Annotated in this window: 20 protein-coding genes; 11 read left to right on the top strand and 9 right to left on the bottom strand. The window is 61.0% G+C overall.

Annotated elements, in window-relative coordinates:
* Positions 1-57: 57 nt before the first annotated feature.
* Positions 58-864: a MerR family transcriptional regulator gene (locus F561_RS0108015; protein WP_019009437.1), complete on the bottom strand. Its 807-nt coding sequence runs from the start codon at positions 862-864 to the stop codon at positions 58-60.
* A 111-nt stretch (positions 865-975) separates the two neighbouring features.
* Here F561_RS0108015 and murD point away from each other — a divergent pair, with 111 nt between their 5' ends.
* Together murD and F561_RS0108025 are read left to right on the top strand one after the other, a co-directional pair.
* A complete protein-coding gene (gene murD, locus F561_RS0108020) occupies positions 976-2,319 on the top strand; it encodes a UDP-N-acetylmuramoyl-L-alanine--D-glutamate ligase (RefSeq protein WP_019009438.1) in 1,344 nt (447 codons plus the stop codon).
* Positions 2,316-3,434, top strand: a complete 1,119-nt coding sequence (locus tag F561_RS0108025) for an FtsW/RodA/SpoVE family cell cycle protein (RefSeq protein WP_019009439.1) — start codon at positions 2,316-2,318, stop codon at positions 3,432-3,434. Before murD ends, F561_RS0108025 begins: the two co-directional genes overlap by 4 nt.
* Before the next feature lie 34 nt (positions 3,435-3,468).
* Here F561_RS0108025 and F561_RS0108030 read toward each other — a convergent pair whose 3' ends face one another.
* Together F561_RS0108030 and F561_RS0108035 are read right to left on the bottom strand one after the other, a co-directional pair.
* Positions 3,469-4,065 (bottom strand): antibiotic biosynthesis monooxygenase, encoded by a 597-nt coding sequence (locus F561_RS0108030; protein ID WP_040380187.1) that lies wholly within the window; start codon positions 4,063-4,065, stop codon positions 3,469-3,471.
* Positions 4,066-4,237: 172 nt separating this feature from the next.
* Entirely contained in the window at positions 4,238-6,394 is a 2,157-nt protein-coding gene (locus F561_RS0108035; protein WP_019009441.1) for a glutamine synthetase III family protein, read from the bottom strand.
* Positions 6,395-6,874: 480 nt separating this feature from the next.
* Between F561_RS0108035 and glnA the strand changes: the two genes are divergently transcribed.
* The 8 genes from glnA (at position 6,875) to clpB (ending at position 18,425) form a co-directional block, all read left to right on the top strand.
* Positions 6,875-8,248 (top strand): type I glutamate--ammonia ligase, encoded by a 1,374-nt coding sequence (gene glnA / locus F561_RS0108040; RefSeq protein ID WP_019009442.1) that lies wholly within the window; start codon positions 6,875-6,877, stop codon positions 8,246-8,248.
* Positions 8,249-8,789: 541 nt separating this feature from the next.
* Positions 8,790-9,944, top strand: a complete 1,155-nt coding sequence (locus F561_RS0108045) for a branched-chain amino acid ABC transporter substrate-binding protein (protein ID WP_019009443.1) — start codon at positions 8,790-8,792, stop codon at positions 9,942-9,944.
* 451 nt (positions 9,945-10,395) lie between these two features.
* On the top strand, positions 10,396-11,409 hold the full coding sequence (locus F561_RS0108050; RefSeq protein WP_026298707.1) for a branched-chain amino acid ABC transporter permease: 1,014 nt from the start codon (positions 10,396-10,398) through the stop codon (positions 11,407-11,409).
* Positions 11,406-13,034, top strand: a complete 1,629-nt coding sequence (locus F561_RS0108055) for a branched-chain amino acid ABC transporter permease (RefSeq protein ID WP_019009445.1) — start codon at positions 11,406-11,408, stop codon at positions 13,032-13,034. Before F561_RS0108050 ends, F561_RS0108055 begins: the two co-directional genes overlap by 4 nt.
* The gene (locus F561_RS0108060) at positions 13,031-13,873 is read left to right on the top strand and encodes an ABC transporter ATP-binding protein (RefSeq protein WP_019009446.1); all 843 of its coding nucleotides are present in this window, start codon (positions 13,031-13,033) and stop codon (positions 13,871-13,873) included. The genes F561_RS0108055 and F561_RS0108060 overlap by 4 nt, the downstream gene beginning before the upstream one ends.
* Entirely contained in the window at positions 13,866-14,618 is a 753-nt protein-coding gene (locus tag F561_RS0108065) for an ABC transporter ATP-binding protein (protein ID WP_019009447.1), read from the top strand. The genes F561_RS0108060 and F561_RS0108065 overlap by 8 nt, the downstream gene beginning before the upstream one ends.
* A 167-nt stretch (positions 14,619-14,785) precedes the next feature.
* Positions 14,786-15,757 (top strand): lipocalin family protein, encoded by a 972-nt coding sequence (locus F561_RS0108070; RefSeq protein ID WP_019009448.1) that lies wholly within the window; start codon positions 14,786-14,788, stop codon positions 15,755-15,757.
* A 109-nt stretch (positions 15,758-15,866) separates the two neighbouring features.
* On the top strand, positions 15,867-18,425 hold the full coding sequence (gene clpB / locus F561_RS0108075; RefSeq protein WP_019009449.1) for an ATP-dependent chaperone ClpB: 2,559 nt from the start codon (positions 15,867-15,869) through the stop codon (positions 18,423-18,425).
* 57 nt (positions 18,426-18,482) lie between these two features.
* On the opposite strand, the gene F561_RS28745 is transcribed toward clpB, so the two are convergent.
* From F561_RS28745 to F561_RS0108090, 4 genes are all read right to left on the bottom strand, one after another.
* The gene (locus F561_RS28745; RefSeq protein WP_157451661.1) at positions 18,483-18,857 is read right to left on the bottom strand and encodes a DUF6232 family protein; all 375 of its coding nucleotides are present in this window, start codon (positions 18,855-18,857) and stop codon (positions 18,483-18,485) included.
* 35 nt (positions 18,858-18,892) lie between these two features.
* Positions 18,893-20,245: a DNA repair protein RadA gene (radA, locus tag F561_RS0108080; protein ID WP_026298709.1), complete on the bottom strand. Its 1,353-nt coding sequence runs from the start codon at positions 20,243-20,245 to the stop codon at positions 18,893-18,895.
* Positions 20,246-20,277: 32 nt separating this feature from the next.
* The gene (locus F561_RS0108085) at positions 20,278-20,568 is read right to left on the bottom strand and encodes a DUF2087 domain-containing protein (protein ID WP_019009451.1); all 291 of its coding nucleotides are present in this window, start codon (positions 20,566-20,568) and stop codon (positions 20,278-20,280) included.
* Positions 20,569-20,686: 118 nt separating this feature from the next.
* Complete coding sequence (locus F561_RS0108090) at positions 20,687-22,924, bottom strand: ATP-dependent Clp protease ATP-binding subunit (protein WP_026298710.1); 2,238 nt, start codon at positions 22,922-22,924, stop codon at positions 20,687-20,689.
* A 338-nt stretch (positions 22,925-23,262) separates the two neighbouring features.
* Here F561_RS0108090 and F561_RS0108100 point away from each other — a divergent pair, with 338 nt between their 5' ends.
* Complete coding sequence (locus F561_RS0108100; protein ID WP_019009454.1) at positions 23,263-23,520, top strand: NADH-quinone oxidoreductase subunit NuoE family protein; 258 nt, start codon at positions 23,263-23,265, stop codon at positions 23,518-23,520.
* A gap of 384 nt (positions 23,521-23,904) precedes the next feature.
* Here F561_RS0108100 and F561_RS0108105 read toward each other — a convergent pair whose 3' ends face one another.
* Both F561_RS0108105 and F561_RS0108110 read right to left on the bottom strand, forming a co-directional pair.
* Positions 23,905-24,279 carry a hypothetical protein gene (locus tag F561_RS0108105; RefSeq protein ID WP_019009455.1) on the bottom strand — a complete coding sequence of 125 codons (375 nt, stop codon included), beginning with the start codon at positions 24,277-24,279 and terminating at the stop codon, positions 23,905-23,907.
* An 87-nt stretch (positions 24,280-24,366) separates the two neighbouring features.
* The gene (locus F561_RS0108110) at positions 24,367-25,044 is read right to left on the bottom strand and encodes a glycosyltransferase family 2 protein (RefSeq protein ID WP_019009456.1); all 678 of its coding nucleotides are present in this window, start codon (positions 25,042-25,044) and stop codon (positions 24,367-24,369) included.
* Between the last annotated feature and the right edge of the window lie 25 nt (positions 25,045-25,069).

Here is a 25,069-nt window from a genome sequence, read left to right on the forward strand (position 1 = left end):
GTGATTTTCCTTTGCCAGAGTCGGAGTTGGTAAAGGGTCGGAGTCGGCAAGCCGCCGTCAGTGTCTTTCCTCCGGCTCTTCCAGAAAGAACGCGATGTCCGTCTCGTACTCGTCCGGGTTCGGGGTGTGTGGAACGCTCTTGACATAGAATTCGGCGGTCACTCCCGTAATTCTGAGTTCACGCCGCAGCGCCTCCTCGACCAACGCCGAGTACGCGGCTCCCGTTTTGTCATAGGAACCCACGAACCGCCCGATCAAGGCCCAGCCTCCCTCGAACGTCCTGACCTCTATTCGTCCCTCACCTTTGACCGGCCCCGCGATGGGCAGGCAGACTTCCACCAGACTCCCCTCACCCTGGTCGTCGTTGTCGTGTACGAAAAAGCTTGGACCGTCCAGTGAGTAGCCTCGGGCCTTGGCGTGCATCATCAGCTCCCGCAACGCTTCGGGAATGACCTCGTAATTTGGGGGCTGAAGACGTGTGCGGATACTGAGAGTCTGGTGGGCGGGAAGCTGTTCGGTGCGGTACTTCATAGGATTCTCCTGAAGATAGGTGCGCAGGTGCAGAAGAGAGTGCTGGCGGTGCTCGATCTCAGCGCTCAGCCGTTGTTCGTGCCTGACCCATACCTCCTTGGCGTGGCCTGGATGGTCGATCAGGTTCCGAATTTCGTCCAGTGGCAGGCCCAATTCGCGCCAACGGCGGATTCGGACGGCCAGGTCGATTTGAGCGACGCTGTAGTAGCGGTAACTGGTGAGGTCATCGACATGCGCGGGGCACAGCAGATTGATCTCGTCGTAGTACCGCAGCGTTTTTGGAGACAAACCGGTCAGGAGAGAAAATCGGGAAATGATCAGGCGACCTCGCATACACAGCTACGCTAAGCGTTCCAGCAGGAGGAAGGTCAAGAGCTGCCCCAGCACCGGACTGCTCCCGCCTCACACGCATTCCCTCCCCGATTTGCCTTATGGTAGGGCGCAATGGACGGGCAGCGGGCGGGGCAAGCAGAGTTGGGGCGGATACTGATTTACGGTCTGGGGCGCAGTGGGCGCGGCGTGGCGCGGTTTTTGGCGGCAGAAGGCTTGCAGGCCGACTGGGTAGACGCCCGCCCCGGCCCCGAGGATGCGGCGTTGGTGGCCGATCTGGGCTTTGGCCCCGGCGACCTCGCGGGCGTGTATTCCACGGTGGTGGCCGCGCCTGGCGTACCCATTGACCATCCTGATCTGCTGGCCCTCGCCGCACGCGGGGCGGAAATCATTGGAGAAGTGGCATTGGCCGCTCGCCTGCGCCCACAGTTGCCCATGATCGGCATCACGGGCACGGCAGGAAAGGGCAGCACCACCGTGCTGGTGGCCCACCTTCTGCGGGCCTGTGGTCTGGCGGCGCTGGAAGGCGGCAACATAGATCCCCCGCTGCTGGACGTGGTGGACCGGGCCGAGGTCGCGGTGGTGGAACTCTCCAGTTTTCAGTTGGAGCGCGTGCCGGGGCTGCGGCTTCCGGTGGCTGTCATCACCAATCTGGGCATAGACCACCTGGATCGCCACCGCACCGAGACTGCCTATCACGCCGCCAAACTGAACATCACGGCAGGTCAAAGCGCAGACGATGTGCTGATCGTGCCCGCTGGATTACAGGTGCACACGCAGGCACAGCTTCACGCCTTCTCGCCGGATGCACTGACCCTCGCAGATGGCCGCACCCTGTTGCCCCTCACCGACCTGCCCGAAGGAGTTCATCCGGCCAACGCCGCCGCCGCGTTGCTGGCTGCCGAAGCCATGCTGCTGCATCTGGGCCGACCCGTAGACGCTGATGTGTTGGCGGCGGCTCTGCGTTCGGCCCAGCCCGTGTCGGGACGCTTTGAAACGGTGGCCCGCATCGGCAACGTGCGCTTTATCGAAGACAGTATTGCCACGCGCACGCTGGCTGTAGAAGCTGCGCTGTTGCGGGCCGCGCCTCCGATTGCGTGGCTGGTGGGTGGGCGCGACAAGGGCGCGGATCTGGCCCCGCTGCGGGCCGCCGCACAGGGCCGGGTGGTGCGGATCATTGCCTTTGGCGAGGACGGTGAAAAGATGGCCCGCGAACTGGGCCTGCCTTTTGAACTGGTGGAGGGTGAGGGCGGCGACGAGGTGCTGCTGAACGCCGCCCGCGCTGGCTTGAGTGCCCTGCGGGAGCTGGGACAGGACACGGGCGGCACGGTCTTGCTGGCTCCCATCGGCACCAGTTTCGACTTATTCAAGGATTACAAGGCACGTGGCGAAAGCTTCAAGCAGGCGGCGCAAGTTCTAGCCGCTTCAGCCGCTCAACTCGCAGAGGCCCGCGCATGAGCGTTCAGCTTGTCATTGCGCAGGTCTTGCTGATGACTCTGGGGCTGATGGCGGTAGCGGCGGCCAGCCCCGAACTGATTACCGACCATGCCAGCAAAGCGGTCATCGCGTTGCTGGCGACCTTTGCGGTGGCCCGGATGCGCCCCAAAACACTGCTGAAACTGGGGCCTTGGGCGTGGGGTTTTACGCTGGTCTTGCTGCTGCTGGTGCTGTTTATAGGGGTGGGAACGCAAACCAGCCCTGGCACGCGCCGTTGGCTCGATTTTGGCCCGCTCCGCTTTCAGCCTTCCGAGTTGGCAAAGTTGGGCCTCGTGCTGCAACTGGCGTCGTTCTTTTCTCGTCGGGGCGTCCAAAACAAACTGCTGAGCGCATCCTTCATGATCATCATTACCACTGCGCTGATCATCTTTGAACCGGATTTAGGCACCAGCGTCCTGACGTTCGGCCTCGGTATCATCTTGATGTACGCCGCTGGCGTCAGGATTGGGAATATCAGTGGTCTGCTGCTGGCACTGGGGCTTCTCGCCATTCCTTTTTTAAACTACTACCTGGAAAAACATCCCTATATCCGCGAACGCTGGTTTGGTCATCAGTCGCGGGGAGACGACGAAACTTTGTCTGTTGGCCTGGATCAGATCGGCATGGCGCACCGTGATCTCACCTCGGGTGGGCTGTGGGGGCTGGGGCCGGACGGCCCGCGTTACTCCTACTTCGCCGCCCACACCGACATGATCGTGGCGACGGTGGGCTTCAGCAGCGGGCTGCTGGGCGTGGGGATGCTGCTGTTCGCCTACTGGCTGATCGTGTCTACGGCCCTCCAGGTATCGCAACTCGCCACCCGCATTCGCCCCATGACCCCCGAAATTCACGGGGCCAGCATCCTGGCGACAGGCAGCATGTTTATGATTGTGGGTCAGGCCTTCGTGAATCTGGCGGTGGCCGCCGGAATTTTCCCGGTTACAGGGGTGCCGCTGCCGCTGGTCAGTTACGGTTTCAGTTCCATGCTGACCATGAGCATCGCGCTGGGCATCATCCACGCCGCCATGCGGGAAGTCCGCCGCCACCTGCCCGCCGAAGACGCGGCGACCGATGTGCTGGCGGTGCCCGCCGACTGAGCTGGGCCAATTCCGGGCCAGTCCTCAGAACCGGTCAGCCCTGAGCTTGTGCCGGATAGAGCCAGCGCCGCAGCATGCGGGACAGCAGGGGCAACACGGGCCAATTCAGGAAAATGGTGGACGGCACCACCGTACTCAGAATGGCTGCCCACCACGGCCAGCCCTTTGTGAATGGCCCGAGCAGCAGCGTAAACAGCAAGATCAGGGGATACACGCCCACGATGCCCACCAGCACATTTTTCCAGAGGGCCGGAGCGGGGGCGCGGGCGGGGCGGTCAAACCATGCCTCCAGCCCCACCGATTCGCGGTAATCCACCTCACCCGCCGTAAATTGCGGCAATTGCTCCAGCGCCCGCGCATATTCCGCCGAGGCCCGCCACGCGGCCAGCGCGTCCGGTGAGGCGAAGCGCACCAACGTCACGTACTCAGGCACCGGGCCGGAGGTGTCGCGCAGTACATGCAGGCCGATAAATCCAGGTTGAAGCCGCTGTAAGGCGTGCAGTTCCCGCGCCCACGCCTCATATGCGGTCACCTGCGAAGGCCGTACCCGCTCTGTGACCACCAGTGTCACGCCGTCCAGGCGACGTGGAGAGGCGGAATCGGTGGGGGAGGGGGAGGAGGCGTCCAACATAAGGGAAACACTGTACACCAAGTGAGCGAACGGGAAAAAGACGGGCGGAAAGTTGGGAGACTCTAGCCGCCGCAAGAGGTCGCGCAGGCCATTCAATACAAAGAAGAGGCCAGAACACCAATGGTTCCGGCCCCTCATGTGTGGCTTTCTCAGCCGTTAGACGTTGTCTCCCTTACTTCACAAACAGCATCTGACGGTAGGTGGGCAGGGGCCAGTGCTTCTCGGCCACCACCTTTTCCAGTTTGTCGGCGGCCACGCGCACGGCGCTCATGGCGGGCAAGACATGGTCGCGCATGTGGTGGGCCTTTTCATGCACTTCTTCGCCGCCCAGCGCCTGATTCTGGGTGTACAGCGACCCGATGGCGTCATAGAGTTCGTCGGCGGCGGCTTCTACTTCGGCAATCACGCCTTTCACGGCCTTGCTGCTGCCTGCACCGTACAGGTCTTTGAGGTACTTCACGCTGGCCGGAAGAATCATGGCGCGGGCGATGTACTCGGTGGTTTCGCCCTCGATGTTCACGGTCTTGAAGTAGATGTCGTACATGATTTCCTGACGGGCCGCCAGTTCACGGTCGGTCAGTACGCCGTACTTGCTGAACAGGTCAGCATTCTTGGCATCGGTCAGATGTTCGATGGCGTCGAGGCTGGTCCGCAGGTTCAGCAGGCCGCGCACTTTTTCGGCTTCCTCGTGCCACTCGGAGCTGTAGCCGTCGCCGTTGAACACGATGCGCTTGTGCTTGGTGTAGGTGGCCTTCACGATCTCGCCTACAGCGGCGTCGAGGGCCAATCCGCTGTCCAGTTTGGCCGTCAGTTCGGCGGTCAGCGCACTCACGGCGTCGGCCACGATGGTATTCAGCACCGTGATAGGCATAGAGATGCTCTGGCTGCTGCCTGCGGCGCGGAACTCGAATTTGTTGCCGGTGAAGGCGAAGGGGCTGGTGCGGTTCCGGTCTCCGGCGTGGCGGGGCAGGGGTGGCAGCACGCTGGAGCCGAGGCCCAGCAGTCCGGCTTCTGGGCCACGTCCGCCCTGACCGCTTTCCAGACGGTCGAAGATTTCGGTCAGTTCGCTGCCCAGGAAAATGGAAATGATGGCGGGCGGCGCTTCGTTGGCCCCCAAACGGTGGTCGTTGCTGGCACTCGCCACGCTGATTCGCAGCAGGTCCTGGTGCTCGTCCACGGCCTTGATGACCGCCGAGCAGAAGAACAGGAATTGCAGGTTCTTGTCGGGCGTCGCGCCGGGTTCCAGCAGATTCTCGCCCTTGTCGGTCGCCATGCTCCAGTTACAGTGTTTGCCGCTGCCGTTTACGCCTGCAAAGGGCTTTTCGTGCAGTAGGCACACGAGGCCGAATTTACGGGCGGTGTTCCGCAGAACCTGCATGATCAGTTGCTGGTGATCGGCGGCCACATTACTGTTTTCGTAGATCGGTGCGATCTCGAACTGGCCGGGAGCCACCTCGTTGTGGCGCGTTTTCACGGGAATGCCCAGCGCGTACATCTGCGTTTCGGCGTCGGTCATGAAGCTCAGCACGCGGTCGGGAATGGCCCCGAAGTAGTGGTCTTCCAACTCCTGCCCACGCGGAGGCGTTGCGCCGAACAGTGTGCGGCCCGTCATCACGAGGTCGGGGCGGTTGTAGAAGTACTCCTCGGCAATCAGGAAATATTCCTGCTCTGCGCCGAGGCTGCTGCCCACGCGGGTGCCTTCGCTGGCTCCGAACAGGTGCAGGGCGGGCGTCACGGCCTTGTTCAGTGCCTCGGTCGAGCGCAGCAGCGGCGTTTTGTTGTCCAGCGCCTCACCGGTCCAGGAGGCGAACACGGTCGGAATGCACAGGGTCGCGCCGTTGGCGTGCCGCATGAGAAATGCGGGGCTGCTGGGGTCCCACGCGGTGTATCCACGCGCCTCGAAGGTGGCCCGGAGGCCCCCGGAGGGGAAGGAACTGGCGTCGGGTTCGGCCTGAATCAGTTCGGTGCCGCTGAAGGTGGCAATCGCAAGGCCGTCTCCAGCGGGCGACACGAACGAATCGTGCTTCTCGGCGGTCGATCCGGTGAGGGGCTGGAACCAGTGGGTGTAGTGGGTTGCGCCTTTTTCCATCGCCCAGGTTTTCATGGCGAGTGCCACGGTGTCGGCAATGCTGGGGTCAAGCTTGTCGCCGCGCTCCAGCGTCGCCTGCAGGCTCTTGTACACGGGCTTGCTCAGGCGGGCTTTGAGTTGATCCAGTGTCAGCACGTCGCTGGCAAACACCTCGGTCACGATCTGCTGGGGGGTGGCGTCTTGTGAGGCGTCGGTGCGCCAGTTGCGGGCGGCGGAAATCACGTCGTAGTCGTGGTTCATGGAGTCTCCCTGTGGATCGTGTACTCGCTGGATTGGTCTTCTGCGTTCGTCCTCGTCTGCGTGCCGGAGGCATCCCTGCTTCTCCTACCCGCAGACGCCTCAGCCCATCTGATGAACGCCTGACACTGCCGCCAAGTATAAGAGCGCTCTTCACACGTGGTCAACGTGAGACTGTACAAGTTGCACATCTGAGCTGTACATGCCGCCAATCGCGCCAGATAATATGCAGATTGGTCTGTTCTTTTCGGTTTTTTGTCTCATCCTGGGCAGACAAGCCGTGAATCCTTCAACTTGCCTCACTTCTCTGCTCCCGTATGGCTGCCTGCCTCAGAATGACAGGGCTTTCAGAGGTCAGGCTGGTTCCACAGCTTGCATTTGGGCTGGTCGGCCCGCTACGGTCAGTGCCTCAGGTCCCTGCCGCCCCCATCTTCACTTCACTTTTCTTTCTGTTTCTGTCCTTTCGCCGGAGGTTTTGCCACCATGACGCCCGATTCCAATTTGCCTTCTGTCCACCTGCCCTCCGACCATGCCGCTCTGTTGGCCGAGATGGAGACGGCGGGCGTCAAATTTTTGCGACTTCAGTTCACCGATATTCTGGGAGCCACTAAAAATGTGGAAGTGCCTCAGTCTCAGTTTGAAAAAGCCTTGCGCGGTGACGTGACCTTTGACGGCAGCAGCGTGGAGGGCTTTACGCGCATCGAAGAATCCGACATGTTGCTGCGGCCCGATCTGGGCACCTTCCTGATCTATCCGCAGTTTTCGAGGGAAGAGGGCGAGCGTGGCAAGGTCGCCCGCCTGATCTGCGACGTCCATCTGCCGGACGGCACGCCCTTTGAAGGCGATCCCCGCCGCGTCCTGCGCCGTCAGGTGGAGCGGGCGCAGGCACTCGGCTTCGAGATGTTCGTGGGGACTGAACCAGAGTTTTTCCTGTTCGAGCGCACGGCCACTGGCGTGGGCAGCACCGTGACCCACGACCGCGCCGGATACTTCGACCTCGCGCCGATAGACAAGGGCGAGCGCATTCGCCGCGAAATCACCAACAAGCTGGTACAGATGGGCTTTGAAATCGAGGCCGCGCATCACGAAGTCGCGCCCGGCCAACATGAAATAGATTTCCGTTATGCACCTGCCCTGGAAACGGCAGACCGGATCGCCACCTTTAAATTCGTGGTCAAGCGGGTGGCGCTGGAATATGGCCTGCTCGCCAGCTTTCTGCCCAAGCCGCTACCCGGTGTCAACGGCAGCGGCATGCATTGCCACCTGAGCCTGTTCCGTGACGGTGTGAATACATTTGCCGACCCAGACGGCGAACACGGCCTGTCCAACACCGCACGTCAGTTTATTGCTGGCCTGCTGGAACATGCGGGCGGCATGACGGCCATCACCAATCCGCTGGTCAACAGCTACAAGCGCCTCGTGCCCGGTTACGAAGCGCCCGTGAATATCGCCTGGAGTACCAGCAACCGCAGCGCCCTGATCCGGGTGCCCACCAAGCGCGGCAATTCCACCCGTGCAGAACTGAGAATGCCCGACCCGAGCTGCAACCCCTACCTGGCCCTGGCAGCCATGTTGGCAGCGGGGCTAGACGGCATTGCCGAAAAGCTGGAGCCGCCGCCCGCTATTGCCCGCAACATTTACAAGATGACGGTGCGCGAAAAGCGTCACCACCGCGTACGCGAACTGCCCACCGATCTCCGGGAGGCCGTGGACGAACTGGAAAAAGACGAGGTGATCGCAGGCGCACTCGGTGAGCATGTGATGGATCATTTCGTGGAGGCGAAGCGGGCCGAATGGCGCGAATACAGCGCCACCATTCACCCCTGGGAGCTGAACCGTTATCTCGATCTGATCTGATACGGAATCGCGCTGAGGCGGAGACGAATTTGGCACGCACAGGAAGGCGCGGATCAAAAAATAGGGGAGAAGGGGGAAGTGGTTTCTTACTGGTCAGGCGTTCATAACGATCCCTGGCGGCATTTCGGTGCTCTCTCAGAGAAACGGGAATCCCCGGAGGTCGGCCTGTTCTGGCCCTGAGCAGGCCAATGCATAGAGCTGAGACTGAAGATTGACGTTCCGCAGCACTGTGGCTCAGGCCTGTCTCCGATGAGGGCCAACTTGCTGTGGAATTGACAGCCCACGTGCAGTCCATACAGAGTTTTGGGGGACCAACAGACTGTCTGTCCTGTCACTCATTTGCATCTAATTGCGCCCAGCTTGCATATTTAGGCAACATTTTGAGCCTTGTCTGACCGTTTTCTGAGTTTTGTTGCGGATTGCCGAGGGGTGAAAAGTGAGCAATGCATTGACTTCCCCTAAAGCCGTCTCTAGAATTGGGGTATCTCAACGCAACGCGTATCAGGCCCCGTGTCTGCAACGTACCAGTCCTGGAGGACGCATGAAGAAAACGATCCTGAGCTTGACCGTACTGACCGCCCTTGCCCTCGGCACCGCTAGCGCACAGACCACCATCAAGATCGCCACCCTGTCGCCCCTTTCGGGCGGTCAGAGCGACCTTGGCACGCAGATTCGCAACGGCGCGACGCTGGCCGTCAACGAGTACAAGGCCCAGTTCAAGAAGTTGGGCTTCGACCTCTCCCTGACCCCTTACGACGATCAGGCTGACCCCGCCACCGGCACCGCCGCCGCGCGTAAGATCGCCGCCGACCGTCAGATCCTGGCCGTCGTGGGCACCCTGAACAGCGGCGTGGCCATTCCTTCCAGCGCCGCACTGGTCGCCAGCCACGTGGCAATGGTCAGCCCCGCCAACACCAACAACCTCGTGACCGACCGTGGCCTGAGCAACATGAACCGCATCGTGGCCCGCGACGACGCGCAGGGTCCCGCCGGAGCCAACTTCATCATCACGACCCTGAAGGGCAAAAAGGTCTACATCCTGAACGACAAGACGGCCTACGGTGAAGGTCTGGCCGCCGAAGTCGAGAAGACCCTGAAGTCCAAGAGCGTGACCGTGGTCGCCAACGAAGGTACTGAAGAGAAGAGCGATTTCTCCAGCATCATCGCCAAGATCAAGCTGCAAAAGCCCGACGTGATCTACTTCGGCGGCATCTACAACCAGGTGGGCGTGTTCGTCAAGCAGCTGCGTGAAAGCGGCGTTGCCACCCCCATCGTCGGCGGCGACGGCCTCGACAGCACCCAGATCGCCACCATCGCTGGCAAGGGCGCGACCAACATTTTCTACACCACCGTCTCTGCTCCCCCCGAGTCTCTGCCCGCCGCCAAGACGCTCGCCGCGCTGTACCAGAAGACCTTCAACGCTCCGGTACAGGGCTTCGGCGTGTTCGGTTACGACGCTGCCAAAGTGGTGCTTCAGGGCGTTTTGGCTGCTGCACGCGCCAACGGCAACAAAGCCCCTACCCGCATCCAGGTTGAAACCGCCATCCGCAAGGGCAGCTTCACGGGCCTGTTGTCGGGCAACGTCAGCTTCAACAGCGTCGGTGACCGCAAGTCCGCCACCATCTACGTCATGAGCATCATGGACCAGCAGTACAAGCTGTCCACCACGGTGGCCGTCAAGCCTGTCAAGCAGTAATTCTCCAGTCGTTTTCTCGCCTGCACCACCGGGGGGCCGGGCCTTGCGCTCGGCCCCCTCTTTTAGAGCAGAGGCCCACAGAAGGTTTCAGAAGAGGGCTGCTTCGCTGTTCGACCTCGCTCTTCAGCTCGTGTCGGGTATGTCTGATGACTATCTGACCGGTTAACGGGGGTTGTTTCTTGTCGGTTATTCTTAAAATAGCTGATCATTTATACAGCAACAGCCTCCGTACCGATCAACTGTGGCCTTTTCTACACAAGCTCCGTCCTGACTCCTGGACATACGCGAAGATCATCCATCCGCGTTTGCTCTGAGGCGCGGTACGCTTTTGAAGACCATTCATTTCGAGCTTTCCGCTTCTTCTGTTCTCCGTAAGGCAGCCGCTGCCGTTTTTCCTGTGTCGGGCCTGCGTGTGGGCCGACTTTCCATGTATAAAAGGAGTTGAATCCCCTTGGACTTAGCCACACTCTTGCCATTTCTGGTGAACGTGATCGTCGGTGGCCTCGTGCTGGGCTTCGTGTACGCCATCATTGCGCTGGGTTACACCATGGTGTACGGCGTCTTGCAGCTCATCAACTTTGCCCACTCGGAAGTATTCGTCACGGGCGCGGTAGTGGGTTTCGAGGTCTTCCGTATCCTGGCCCCCAATCCCATGAACGGCTACCTGAAGCTCCTGATCGCTCTCGTGTCTGCCATGCTGATTTCCGGCGGCCTGAACGTGTTGATCGAGCGTTTGGCCTACCGCCCGCTTCGCAACGCGCCCAAACTGGTGCCGTTGATTACGGCCATTGGCGTTTCGCTCATTTTGCAAGACGTACTGCGCGTTATCGAAGGTTTTCAGGGGCGCTTCGACCTCACCTATACCCTGCCTGATGCCTTCGGGGTCAAGTTTTGTGCTGCTGAGAGCAGTTGTGTCGGCGTAGGCAACTTCCTGAGAACCATTGGTGTCGATCTGCAAGTCAAGGATGTCATCCTGATCGTGGTGGCATTGCTCAGCCTGACCGTGCTGAATTACGTGGTTAACCGCACGCGCCTCGGCAAAGCCATTCGTGCTGTGGCCCAGGACCGCGTGACTGCTGGCCTGATGGGCATCGATTCCAACCTGATGATCAGCGCCACCTTCCTGATCGGCGGTGCGCTGGGCGGCATCAGCGGCGTACTGTACGGCATGAAAGTGGGTACGCTGAATGCCTACAGCGGCTTTGAACCCGGTCTGGTGGCCTTTACCGCAGCCGTGTTGGGCGGCATCGGCTCTATTCCCGGCGCGGTATTGGGCGGCCTGCTCATCGGTGTGATCCAGAAACTCGTCAGCGTGATGTCGGTGTTGGGCGATCTGGTGGGCAGTAAAAACCTTGCCACCATCGACGATTCATATTCCAAGATGGGTGCCTTTGTCGTGCTGGTGCTGATTCTGATCTTCAAACCCACCGGGCTTCTCGGTAAGAGCAATACGGAGAAGGTATGACCGCCATCAATCCCACGCAGCCCAACCGGGCCAAGCCTGCGCCTGACCGCACGATTTTGCTGATTCTCTTCTTTGTCGTCACCAGTGCTCTGTTGCTGTCGTCGCACAACCAGGCAGTGTTGAATGGGTCGCTGGGTGGCCTGTTACGTAACCCCATTTTTGAAGCCCTCGTGGTGTCGTTGTTCCTGGCGAATGTGCTGTTCGCCTATCTGTGGCGGGCCGCGCCCTGGGCCAGAGCCCTGGTCGGAATAGGGAGTCTGCTGCTGGTCTTGCCGATGGCAGGCCGCGAAGACACCAGCCTGCTCGATCTCAGCATTCAGATCATGATCTTCTCGGCGCTGGCCCTGGGCCTGAACATCGTGGTGGGTTTGGCCGGGTTGCTGGACTTGGGTTACGTGGCCTTCTTCGCCGTAGGTGCGTATACCTGGGGTATTTTCGCCAGCCCCCGTCTGTCTTCTATCCTGAAGTATTACGGCGAAAACCCCGGCGCGACCAATGCCGCCACCCTCGCCATCGGTCTGTTCCTGCTGGTGGTTACAGCGGCCAGCATGATCTATATGCGCCGCATGAGCGATAAAACGGCTCCGACCCGCCTCAGCAGTTGGGCCTTTGGCCTCGCCAGCTTCGGCCTGTTGGCGGGCATCATCCTCACGGTGCGGGCCATTGCCGTCCTCGGCGCTTCCAACGCTGCGGGATTGGCGACCGGCATCGATTCCAACTTTTTCTGGTTGTTCCTGGCGCTCAGCATCATGGCCGCCGCCATCGTGGGTGTGCTGATCGGTCTGCCTGTGCTCAAGCTCAAGGGCGACTATCTGGCGATCATCACGCTGGGTCTCGGTGAAGTGATCCGCGTCCTTGCCAATAACCTCGACCTGTATACGGCAGGCTCGCAGGGCATCACGCCCATCAAGAGTGCGGCGGTGCCGTGGTTCAACTCTCTGGCAGGCTTCCTCGGATTCAGCGAGGATCAGTATTACCTGCTGTTCCTGTACGTGCTGGTCTTGGTGGTCGTGGGCGTGATTTTGCTGGTCAATGTCCGCCTGGACCGCAGCCGCATCGGGCGTGCCTGGATTGCTATCCGCGACGATGAAGTGGCGGCGCAGGCGATGGGCGTGCCATTGGTGCAGACCAAGCTGATCGCTTTTGCCACCGGAGCCAGCTTTGCGGGCGTCATGGGCATGATCTTTGCCGCCAAGCAGACCTTCATCAGCCCCGAAAGCTTCAACCTGTTCCAGAGCATCGGCGTGCTGAGCATGGTCATTCTGGGCGGCATGGGATCGTTCCCCGGCGTGATTCTGGGCGCGACGGTGGTCACGCTGCTGAACCTGCGGATTCTGCCCGGACTGGGCGAGGCCACCGCCAACATTCCCTGGATTCCACAGCAGGTCAACCCCGGTCAGCTGCAACGCCTCGTGTTCGGCGTGATTCTGGTGACCATCATGTTGCTGCGGCCAGAGGGCCTGTTGCCCAACAAGCGGCGTGTGCTGGAACTCCACCACGATGAAAATCAGGAAGATGACAGCGCCGAAGGCAATGCGGGCGCCCTGGGTACAGGAACCGGCGACGTGTACAGCCCTGGCAAGGCTCCCACCAAGGAAAATGACCGTTCAGGAGGTGCCAAGTGACCGCCTCACTCTCCAAAAGAAATCCCGCTTCCAGCAGCAATATTCTGGAAGTGGAGAACGTCACCAAGATTTTCGGCGGTCTGACTGCCGTCAACGACGTGACCATGAATATCCCAGACCGCTCGATCATCAGTGTGATCGGGCCGAACGGGGCAGGCAAAACCACCTTCTTCAACATGATCACGGGCATCTATACCCCCACAAAGGGCACCATCCGCCTTGCCGGACGTGAAATGGTGGGTTTGCGCCCCGATCAGGTGGTCGAAGCTGGCATTGCCCGGACCTTCCAGAACATCCGGCTGTTTTCTACGATGTCCAGCGAAGAAAATATTATGGTGGGCCGCCACGTTCGCCTGAAAAGTAGCTTTCTGGATGCCGTGTTGCATACCAAGAAGTTCCATGAATCCGAATCTGAGGCGCGGGAAGCCGCCCGCGTGATGCTGGATTTCGTGGGCCTGAGCAAGTGGCGCAACGAACTGGCGACCAACCTGCCCTACGGCGATCAGCGCAAACTGGAAATCGCCCGCGCTCTGGCAACCACGCCCAAACTGGTGCTGCTGGATGAACCCGCCGCAGGCATGAACCCCCGCGAAACCGAAGACCTGAAAGCCCTGATTCGCCGCATCCGTGACGATCTGGGTGTGACAGTGTGCCTGATCGAACACGACATGCGCCTCGTGATGACCCTCAGTGAATACATCACGGTGCTGGATTACGGCTCCAAGATCAGTGAAGGCCTGCCTCATCAGGTCCGCAACGACCCCCGCGTGATGGAAGCGTACCTCGGGCGCGGCGCGGCGGCAGGCGAATACGGCAAGGAGGCCACCCCCAATGCCTGAAGCTACCCTGCACAGAACTCCCACCACCACAGAAATGCTGGCCCTGACCGACGTTCACACCTATTACGGTCATATCCACGCCCTCAAGGGCATCAGCATGACTGTAAACGAAGGCGAAATCGTGGCATTGATCGGCGGGAACGGGGCGGGTAAAACGACCACGCTCCGCACCGTCAGCGGCATGATGAAACCCAAGCACGGCACGCTGACCTATCAGGGCCAGAACGCCGCCGGAATTCCTGCTCACATCATCATGGGGCGCGGCATGAGCCATGTGCCGGAAGGCCGCCGGATTTTCAAAGACCTGACGGTCCGCGAAAACCTCGAAGTGGGCGGCTATACCGTGACCGACAAGGCGCTCATTGAGCAGCGAATTCAGGAAGGCTTCGGCTTCTTCCCGCGCCTCAAAGAGCGTGAGCATCAGTTGGGCGGCACCATGTCGGGCGGCGAACAGCAGATGCTGGCAATTGCCCGCGCCCTGATGGTCAACCCCAAATTGCTGCTGCTGGACGAACCCAGCATGGGTCTCTCGCCGCTGTTCGTGGAAGCCATCTTCGACATCATCGTGAAGCTGAACCGCGAGCGTGGCATGACCATCTTGCTGGTCGAGCAGAACGCGAATATGGCCCTCGAAGTGGCCCACCGCGCCTACGTGATGCAAACCGGCGAAATCAAGCTGAGCGGCAAAGCCAGCGATATCGCGCAGGATGAGAGCGTGCGGAAAGCGTACCTGGGTGACGATTAAACAGGTTCTGGGTTAGAGGCCATGCGCCTTGAGCCATTACAACCAACAGGGGAAGAGGGCCGGAGCTGATGCTTCGGCCCTCTTTTCTGGTTTTTCTTTTCTGGTTTTTGGCCCAGTTCCGTAGGCAAACGTACTCAAGCGCCGTGCTGACCCGCTAGGCTGGAACTGTGAAAAAAGCTCTCTTGCTGGCGGTGTCAATCATGCTCTCGGCCTGTGCGCCTACCCAGACCACCTTCGACCCGCGTGTGCAGCCGCTTGCCACCGATCTGGGGCCGCACAATTCCCTGATGGAATGGTGGTATGTCAGCGGCTCTTTGCCCGAAGAAGGATTGGCTTTTCACTGGGCGCAATTTCAGGTGAGGCCGCCGAATGTGCCGCTGCCCATCATGATTTCGCATGTGGCCGTCACTGACCTTCAGACAGGCAAGGTGACGTTCATAGAACAGAATCCGGCGATTGGCAGTGGTAGCGCCTCTTTTCCGCCCCTTAAATTGACCAATGGCGGCTGGACCTTTCAGCAAAATGGCAGTGCCTTCGATCTGAAGGCGGGGCCACTGAACGTCCGCCTCACGCCGCAAAAAGGCCCGGTCATTCATCCTCCCGGCTACAGCGGTTCGCCCGAAACCGGGTATCTGTACTATCAGGGCATCACGCGACTGGCGCTGGAAGGCCAGATCAACGGCCGCACCGTGAAGGGCGAGGCGTGGTTGGATCACCAGTGGGGTAACCAAATTCCGGGACAGGCGGCGCTGTGGGACTGGATGGCCGTGCAACTCGCGGGCGGCGAAGAATTGATGGCCTACCGGATACGGACGCCGCAGGGCCAGCAGATGCAACTGATCGGCAGCATCGTGGATAAGGCGGGCGTGGCGCGGGCAGCCACCAACCTGACGCTGGAGCCGGGGCGCACCTGGACGGGCAGCGGGGGCCGGGTCTACACCCTGTCCTGGCGCGTGAAGGCCGACGAATTTGACCTGACTGTGGACGCCGTACACGACGAACAGGAACTGCTGAGCCGCAGCACCAACATCGCCTACTGGGAAGGGCCAGTGAAGGTCAGCGGCACCTGGCGCGGGCAGCCGGAAACGGGCAAGGGCATGATGGAAATTGTGGGCGGTTCACTGAGAGGGGGCCGGTAACACCATCAAATCAAATTTAACTATCAATAAACTTGACATAACCACACTCAAGTTCCAGAATAGACCCAGATAGATCTCACTCTAGACCGTACTCTCTGGGGGTATCACTTTGAATCCTGAACGTTTTACCGAGGCCAGCGCGGGGGCTGTGGCTGCTGCACAACAGTTGGCCCAGAACAACCAACACCAGACCATCACGCCCGCGCATGTGCTGCGAACCCTGACCGACAACGACACCGCTTCCCGCGCCCTGACGCTGGCAGGCGGCGACCTGAAGGCCATTCGCACCGCACTGGACGCCGAAATTGCCAAGTTGCCCCGCGTGCAGGCAGCGAACGACAGCCTCTATCTCGACCCCGCCCTTGACCGCGCTTTCCGGGCCGCCGAAGCCGAAGCCACGGCGCTGGGCGACAGTTTTATTGCCGCCGACGCCCTGCTGCTGGCCCTGCGCGGAGAATCCAAAATCTCGGTGCTGCCGAAAGTAGCCGACCTGAAAACCGCCGTGCAGCAGCAGCGCAAAGGAAAAACCGTGACCAACAAAACCAGTGAACAGCAATTCGATGCCCTGGAGAAGTACGGCACCGACCTGACCCAGCGTGCCCGTGACGGCAAATTCGATCCCGTGATTGGCCGCGATGAAGAAATTCGCCGCGCCATGCAGATTCTCCTGCGCCGCACCAAAAACAACCCGGTGCTGATCGGGGAACCGGGCGTGGGCAAAACCGCCATTGCCGAGGGCCTCGCCATCCGCATCGTGAAGGGCGACGTGCCCGAGGGCCTGCGGAACAAGCGCATCGTGTCGCTGGAAATGGGGAGCCTGCTGGCCGGGGCCAAGTTTCGGGGCGAGTTTGAGGAACGGCTCAAGGGCGTCATCGATGAAGTGATCGCCTCGGCGGGCGAAGTCATCCTGTTTGTGGACGAGATTCATACCATCGTGGGGGCGGGCAAAACCGAGGGCAGCCCCGACGCGGGCAACATGCTGAAGCCCGCCTTGGCACGCGGCGAACTGCACCTGATCGGCGCGACCACGCTGGGCGAATACCGCGACATCGAAAAAGACCCGGCGCTGGAACGCCGCTTCCAACCCGTGTTTGTGGCCGAACCCAGCGTAGGAGACACCATTTCCATTCTGCGCGGTATCAAAGAGCGCTATCAGGTACACCACAACGTCGAAATTACCGACCCCGCGCTGGTGGCCGCCGCGCAACTCAGCCACCGCTACATCACGGATCGGCAGTTGCCCGACAAGGCCATCGACCTGATCGACGAATCTGCCGCCCGCCTCAGAATGGCTCTGGAAAGCAGCCCCGAACGCATCGACCAGTTGCAGCGCCGCAAACTGCAACTGGAAATCGAGCGCGAGGCCCTGAAACGCGAGAAGGATCAGGATTCTCAGAACCGCCTGCTGGATATAGAAAGCAGCCTGCGAACCCTGACCGACGAACTGGGCGACGTTCAGGCCCGCTGGGAAGGCGAGCGGCAGGAAGTGGCCGTATTGCGCGAGAAACGCGAGGCGCTGGATCAGGTGCGAACCGACATCGAGAAGGCGCGGCGCGAGTACAACTTGCAGCAGGCCGCCGAGCTGGAATACGGCAAACTGCCCCAGCTAGAGCGCGAGGTGCAGGAGCTGGAGCGCAGGCTCAAGGGCGCGGAATTTGCCCACATGGAAGTGACCGAAGAAGATATCGCCGCTGTGGTCAGCCGCTGGACGGGCATTCCGGTCAGCAAACTGGTAGAGGGCGAGCGCGAAAAGCTGTTGCGCCTCGAAGAGCAGCTTCACAACCGCGTGATCGGGCAGGACCGCGCCATCGTCAGCGTGGCCGACACTATTCGCCGCGCACGCGCTGGCCTGAACGACCCGAATCGCCCGCTGGGATCGTTCATGTTCCTCGGCCCCACTGGGGTGGGCAAGACCGAACTGGCCCGCGCCCTCGCGGAATTCCTCTTCGATTCCAACGACGCGATGGTGCGGCTGGACATGTCCGAATACATGGAGAAGCACACGGTGGCTCGCCTGATCGGAGCGCCTCCCGGCTATGTGGGCTACGAGGAAGGCGGCCAACTGACCGAGGCCGTGCGCCGCCGCCCCTACGCCGTGCTGCTGTTCGATGAGATCGAGAAGGCCCACCCAGACGTCTTCAACGTGCTGCTGCAGGTGTTGGACGATGGCCGCCTGACCGATGGACAGGGCCGCACCGTGGATTTTCGCAACACCCTGATTATCCTGACCAGCAATGTGGGCAGCCCCCTGATTCTGGAAGCGCAGGCCAGAGGCGAAGACGCCGACGCCATCCGCGACGCCGTGCTGGGCGAATTGCAAAGCCAGTTCCGCCCCGAATTCCTGAACCGTGTGGACGACATCATCGTGTTCGATGCCCTCACCGCCGCCGACCTGCATAAGATCGTGGATATTCAGTTGCGTGGTCTGGTGGGCCGCCTCGCAGAACGCCGCGTGACGATGCATCTCAGCCCCAGCGCCAAGGATCAGTTGGCCCGCCTCGGCTACGATCCGGCCTACGGCGCACGCCCGCTGAAACGCGCCATCTCCCGCGAAATAGAAACGCCGCTGGCCCGCGAAATCCTGCAAGGCAGCCTGCCCGACGGCAGCGTGCTGAACGTGGATTTCAGAGATGGACGCTTCAAGTTTGAAACAGGAGTTTTGAACTAGAATAGGGGAGAAGGATAAAGAAGCCGCCGCCTGATGCTTGGGCGGCGGCTTCTTTATTCAATTGTTTTGGCTGATGGCTTTTTGTACCGTTTCGACAATTTGGGAAACGCGTTTTCTGTCTCGGCTTGCAAATATAGATCTAGTCAACGAATCGAAATCAACCACAATAGAGTAGATTGGTTTCGCTACAGACCAAACAAAGTAGGAGATAAGTATGATGCCTAGCATTTTTATGGTAGTTGCATCCATAGCTAAAATGTAAATACAACCTACTGCGAGAAAAATCCAATCACTTGGCGATGGTTTATGCTTGATTGTGGTGGCGGCAGTCAAATCTCTGATTAAGACAGTCTTATTTTTGAATACAAATCTAGTACGACTGATTTGCACCTCTGAATCCTGATACAACAAAGGCTCTGCTGCACTAGACATGTCAATACAATAGCAGTTAAAAGCCTAAAAGAAGCCTACTTTTGACCTCCGCTCCAGACAGCCTTCACCGCTTCCTCCACACTTTTCACGCCCACGCGCCCATCCAGCCCCGGCGGAATCACAAGCTGCGTGTAGCCTGCGCGTCCGGCTTCCTCGGCGCGGCGAATTGAACCCTGCGTGCTGCGAACCTCGCCCGCCAAGCCCACTTCCCCGAATACAGCCACATTTCCCGGCAGGGCGCGGCCCACCACTGCCGAATACACGGCCAACGCCACGGCCAGATCAAGGCCCGGATCGGTGACTTTCAGGCCGCCCGCGAGGTTCACGTAAATATCCAGCCCGCCCAACGTGAGGTCAAGGCGGCGTTCCAGCACGGCCAGAACCACGTCCACGCGGCGGGCATCAAGGCCCACCACCACGCGGCGGGCGTTGGGGTAGGGGGTTTTGGAAGCCAGAGCTTGCACTTCCAGCAGCATGGGGCGCTGACCGTCTATGGTGGCGGCCACCACCGACCCCGGCACGCCCACGGGCCGCTCGGCCAGAAATGCGGCGCTGGGGTTGTCCACGGCGATTAAGCCCTCACCGCGCATCTCGAACACGCCCAGTTCTCCAGCCTGCCCGAAGCGGTTTTTCACGCTTCTGAGCAGCCGAAACGCGCCCACCGTTTCCAGAAACACCGTGGTATCCACGATATGTTCCATGACCTTGGGGCCAGCCACCGTGCCGTCTTTGGTGACGTGACCCACCAGCACGGTGGCGGTTCCGGTTTCCTTGGCGGCGCGGGTCAACATAGAAGTGCCGTCGCGCACCTGTGCCACGCCGCCCGGAGCGCCCTCGCCTTCTACCGTCACGGTCTGAATAGAATCCACGATGCACAGCGCGGGCTTGTGCTCGTTCATCAGGGCCGCAATGTGTTCGGCGCGGGTGTCGCGGGTCAGTTGAATATCGCCGGTCACGCCGAGGCGGTCTGCCCGGAGTCTGATCTGCTCCAGCGATTCCTCGCCCGCCACATACAGCACGCTGCGCCCGCTGCGGCTGAGGCTGTCGGCCACCTGCAACAGCAGGGTACTTTTGCCGATGCCCGGTTCGCCGCCCATCAGGGTCACGCCGCCTGCCACCAGACCGCCGCCCAGCACGCGGTCAAGCTCGGCAATGCCCGATGAGGTGCGGGGTTCCTCGCGGCGCCCCACGGTACTCAGCGCCGTCAGTTTGCCTCCGCTGACGCCGCCGTAGCCGCCTGCCCCGCCCGCTCTGGCCTTGCCGCCCACCACACTGGGCACTTCTTCCTCAAAAGAATTCCATGCCTGACAGTTGGGGCAGCGTCCCAGCGATTTGGGCGAGGAATAGCCGCAGGAGTTGCACACGTAGCGCGTGCTGACTTTAGCCACGGCAGCTTCCCCCAATTTTATGGACTGGGCGCTTATTCACTCGGGGTCAGTGCGCCGGGGCGGGCATCGGCACGCCAGTACAGCCCGTCACGGGTGGCGAGGTAGTCGCCTTCCACCAGTTCGGTCAGAAACACGTTCAGGTCTTCGGCGGTGCTGTGGTCGCCCAGAATCTTGTTCACCTGCTCGGCGCTGTACGACACGCCGGGTTCAAACAGGCCCGTGAAGTAGTCCAGAATAGCCAGCTGGTGGGCGCGGCGGCGATCCGAGGGCCAGCCGGTGATGCGTCCTCGTTCGTCCTGAAATGCGGCGATACTTTTCGTCATAACCTCCATCCTATTGCATGAGGGCCGGGAAGACTGGGCAAGAAGTGGGAATATCTGGCTGGGGGACAACAGCGCGGGGCCACTGACTGAAGTGGCCCCGCGCCCAACTGAGTTGCCTTTAAGCCAGAATCTGCGGCGGCGCAGTCGTTCCGCGCTCAAATTGCAGGCCGTCTGTGCCCAGCACCACGCGCAATTCTTCGCCCGTGCTGCCGATCAGTTCCATTGCCAGTGGGTCTTCGATTTCCTCGCGCACCAACGTTCGCAGTTGGCGGCTGCTGCCCACCGCGTGTTTGGGGCTGCGGGCCTTGAGCTTTGTCACCAGCCACGCGGCAATGGCCGGGTCAAAGGTCACGGTCAGTTCACGGCTCGCCAGTTCTTCACGCATTTCGCCCATCAACTGCTGGGCCACGCGCACCAGTTCTTCTTCTCCGAGGGGGCGGAAACGGATCACTTCGTCAAGGCGATCCAGAAACTCGGGCGTGAAAATCTGGCGCAGCGGCGCATTGTTGTCGGGCGTAATCGGGCTGAAGCCTGCCGTGGGATTCACGTTGAAGCCCGTGTTGCTGGTCATGATCAGAATGGTGCGGCGGAAATCCACGGTGCGGCCCAGTCCATCGGTCAGGCGGCCATCGTCCAGCACCTGAAGGAAGGTGTTGTACACGTCCGGGTGGGCCTTTTCGATCTCGTCCAGCAGGATCACGCTGAACGGTTGTCGGCGCACGGCTTCGGTGAGGCGGCCACCCTGCTCGAAGCCCACGTAACCCGGAGGTGAACCGATCAGTTTGGAGATGGAATGGCCTTCCTGAAACTCGCTCATGTCTACCCGGATCAGGGCGCGTTCAGAGCCGAACAGGGTGCGGGCCAGAGCCTTGGCAAGGTGCGTTTTGCCCACCCCGCTGGGGCCGACGAACAGGAAGCTGGCGGCCACGCGGGCACGTCCACCCAGACCCACGCGGGCGCGGCGCAGGGCCGAACTCAGGGCACGGATGGCGTCGGGCTGGCCGTATACCTGGTCGGTCAACTGGCCTTCCAGATCGCTGAGTTGTGCTGCCGATTCTTCGGTATAGATGCCGCCCATCGAGTTGATCACGCTTTCGATGTCGTCGCGGGCCACCATCGGCTCACCGTCTTCGGTTTCCGAAACAGGGATGCCCACGCTCATATTCAGGCGCACCCGGCTGGCGGCTTCATCGATCAGGTCGATGGCCTTGTCGGGAAAGTTGCGCCCCGGCAGGCTGCGTTCACCGATGCGTACCGCCAGTTCCAGCGCGGCATCGGGAATCTGCACGCCGTGATGTTCCTCGTAGCGGCTGCGGAGGCCCCGTAAGATCTGTAGCGTCTCGGCGGGGCTGGGTTCCAGCACGATCACGGGTTGGAAACGGCGTTCCAGCGCGGCATCTTTTTCGATGTAGCGGTGGTATTCGCCCGTGGTGGTCGCGCCGATGACCTGAATTTCGCCCCGGCTCAGGGCGGGCTTCAGGATGTTGGCGGCGTCGAGGGTGCCTTCTGCGCCGCCCGCGCCCACCAGGGTATGCAGCTCATCGATAAAGGCCATGACCTTGGCGTTGCGAAGTTCTTCGATGATCTGCCGGAGCCGTTCTTCAAACTCGCCCCGGTATTTGGTGCCTGCCACCACGCCGCTCAGGTCAAGGCTGACCAACCGGACGCCGTGCAGGTTGGGCGGAGTGCGCTTCTCGTGAATAGCGAGCGCCAAGCCTTCCACAATCGCGGTTTTGCCCACGCCCGGATCACCGATCAAGACCGGGTTGTTTTTGGTGCGGCGGGTCAGGATCTGGGTCACGCGGCGAATTTCCTCGCTGCGGCCAATCACGGGGTCGAGTTTGCCTTCGCGGGCCTGCTTGGTCAGGTCGCGCCCGTATTCGTCCAGAAAGGGCGTGGCAACAGGTTTGGCTGCCTTGCCGCTGCCTGCCTCGCCCTGCGCCAGTACCCGCCAGCGGATGGTATCCACGTCTTTGGTCAGTTCCTGCAAGATGCGGAAGGCCACGCCGTCGCCCTCGCGGATGATGCCCAGCAAAATATGCTCGGTGCTGGTCACCTGTGCGCCGAGGCTGCGGGCTTCGGCGCTGGCAAGCTCCATGACCCGGCGGGCGCGGGGCGTGATGCTGGGGGCGTCGTTCAGGCGGTTGCCCTCGCCCCGGCCAATAATTTCCTCGACCCGGCGGCGCAGGCCATCCAGGCTGGCGCTGAACTCGGTCAGGATGGTTGCGGCGGTTCCGCCCTCACGCATCAGGCCAAGCAGCAGGTGTTCGGGGCCGACCATGGCGTGTCCCAGGCGGTTGCCTTCCTCGCGGGCGTAATGGAATACAAGTCGGGCGCGGTCATCGTATCTGTTCATGGGCTACCCCCGGTCTGGTACCTACTCGGCGCTGTGGGCGCAATGCTCGGCGCAAAACAAATGCAGGACAAGTGCAGAGACGCGCGGGCAGAAGACGTTCAAAAGCTGGTCTTGAGGGTGGTGAGGGAGAAGTGGACTGCTGGTTCAGAGTCTAGAGTATCGCTGCTTGCCTACATGAGGCGCGGCCAATCTCACGATTCTCGTTCCATGTTCTGAAATACCCCTGTCGCCCCCCCAGTTTTCGCGTTTTGCCCCGGCTTGGGCTAGCATGATTGCCGCCCTGTGCGGACGCTTTACCTTATCGGTCAAGTGCCCCGCAGCCCGAAGGAGACCTGCTCTTGCCCGTCATTCGCCTCGAACTTTGTACAGAGCACATCAGCATAGACCAGCGTGAAGCCCTCCTTGATGCCGTGTGGGACACGCTACGCATCAGCCCCGGCATGGTCAGCGCCAACGGCAATGTGGAGCTGGCCCTCAAGCAGTGCGGCGCTGGGGTAGACCCTGCCGACGCGCCCTTGGTGCGTGTAGATGGTCAGGAATACCGCAACGTGACCCCCGCCCGCCTGCTGACCCTCTTGGGGCGTTGGGTTCGCTAGAAACCCTACCTGCTGGAGATCCTGTCTATGCACGTGCCGCTGACTCCGGGGTGTGAGTGAACCCCGAGCCAGCGGTTTTCGTGTCGAAATTCTGATACTTCATCATTTCTGGGCCATTCCGCTCTGGGTCAGCGCATTCCTGGCCCTCAAAGCAAGCTGTCTCCCGGAAACCCCCTGTTCTATGGATTCCGATCGAAAGTCCTCTATATGGGCTTTCAATCCGACTTGCAAAGCTCTGCGGAGCAGCTCTGCGAGTGCGAAGCAGAGCAAAGCGAGTGGGAAAGAATAGGGACTCCGCGTTATGGCGCTGCAAGCGGTGTTTCGGGGTTGTGGCGGAACGAAGTGGAATCCGTATCCGTCAGCGCGAGGGCTGCGATCGACATTTTAGCGGGCGCTGTTGCGGCTTTCTTTGAGGTCGATGACGCCTGTAAAATGATCGAACTCCACGTTCAGTCGGTATTTGCCACTATCGCCCTTCCCCAACACCTGAAGCGCCCACTGGCCTTTGGGACAGGCCTGTCCGGCGATCTGCGTGCCTCTGGGATCAAAGAGGCGCAGCACGGCGCGGCCACTTGAGGTGCTGCATGTGCCGCTCACGCCCACCGATTGGCCGGGTTCAAAAACATCGAAGACATAGTTGTTTTCTCCCTGGGCATTTACCATTCGCGTGGGTGTCAGGGTGACGTAGCCGAGGCGCAGCCCAAAGAAGAAATAAACCAACCCCAAGACCAGGACAAGCACAACCAACAGAAAACGCATCGCGCTATTGTACGCGTCCCAACCATTGAAGACCCTTAGACTGTGGGGCTGCCCCCATTGTAGGAAGGCAGAAAATTCATGGAGAATTCAGGGGCCGTCGCGCTTCTTCCTCACCCGGTAGGTCAGGAGGTCGGCGTACATCTTGGTTCGGGCCTGCGCACCCTTCCAGAAACCGCGCTTTTTTTCCTTGACCACCTGCGCCACGTTCGGCAGTTCCACGTAGTCCCAGTGTGCGCCAGTGGTTTTCAGGGCGTCGGTGATGGGCGGTTCGGGCCAGCGTTCCTCGCCCAGCCGGGGCACGGCCAGCAGCCAGGCCCGGCGGCAGGCCCGCTGACCGCTCAGATGGGGCGTCAGCTTGTTGCCCCAATCACTCACGAAGCCGCCGCCCTCAAAGACGCCGATGGTCATGTCCAGCGAGCCGCTGATCACAGGTTGCAGCAACAGATCCAGATGCTCGCGGGTCAGGCCCACCAGATCGGCGTCCAGCATCACCACGAATTCGGCCCCTGTCAGTTCCAGCGCCGCTTTGAGGGCCGGGCCTTTGCCCACATTCTGGGCCAGATCCAGCACCCGCGCCCCCGCCTCCCGCGCCACTGCCGCCGTCGCGTCGCCGCTGCCGTCCGAGACCACCACCACTTCGGGGGTCAGGGTCAGGGCCACGCGCACCACTTCGGCCACCGTGTCAGCCTCATTGAAGGCAGGAATAACGACAGCAACCTGCGTGGAGCTGAACCGTGCGGAGTGGGCTGGAGCGGGGGCCGTCATTGCCCTTATGGTAAGGGAAAGGGTG

The sequence above is a fragment of the Deinococcus aquatilis DSM 23025 genome, from assembly GCF_000378445.1.
Classification (GTDB): domain Bacteria; phylum Deinococcota; class Deinococci; order Deinococcales; family Deinococcaceae; genus Deinococcus; species Deinococcus aquatilis.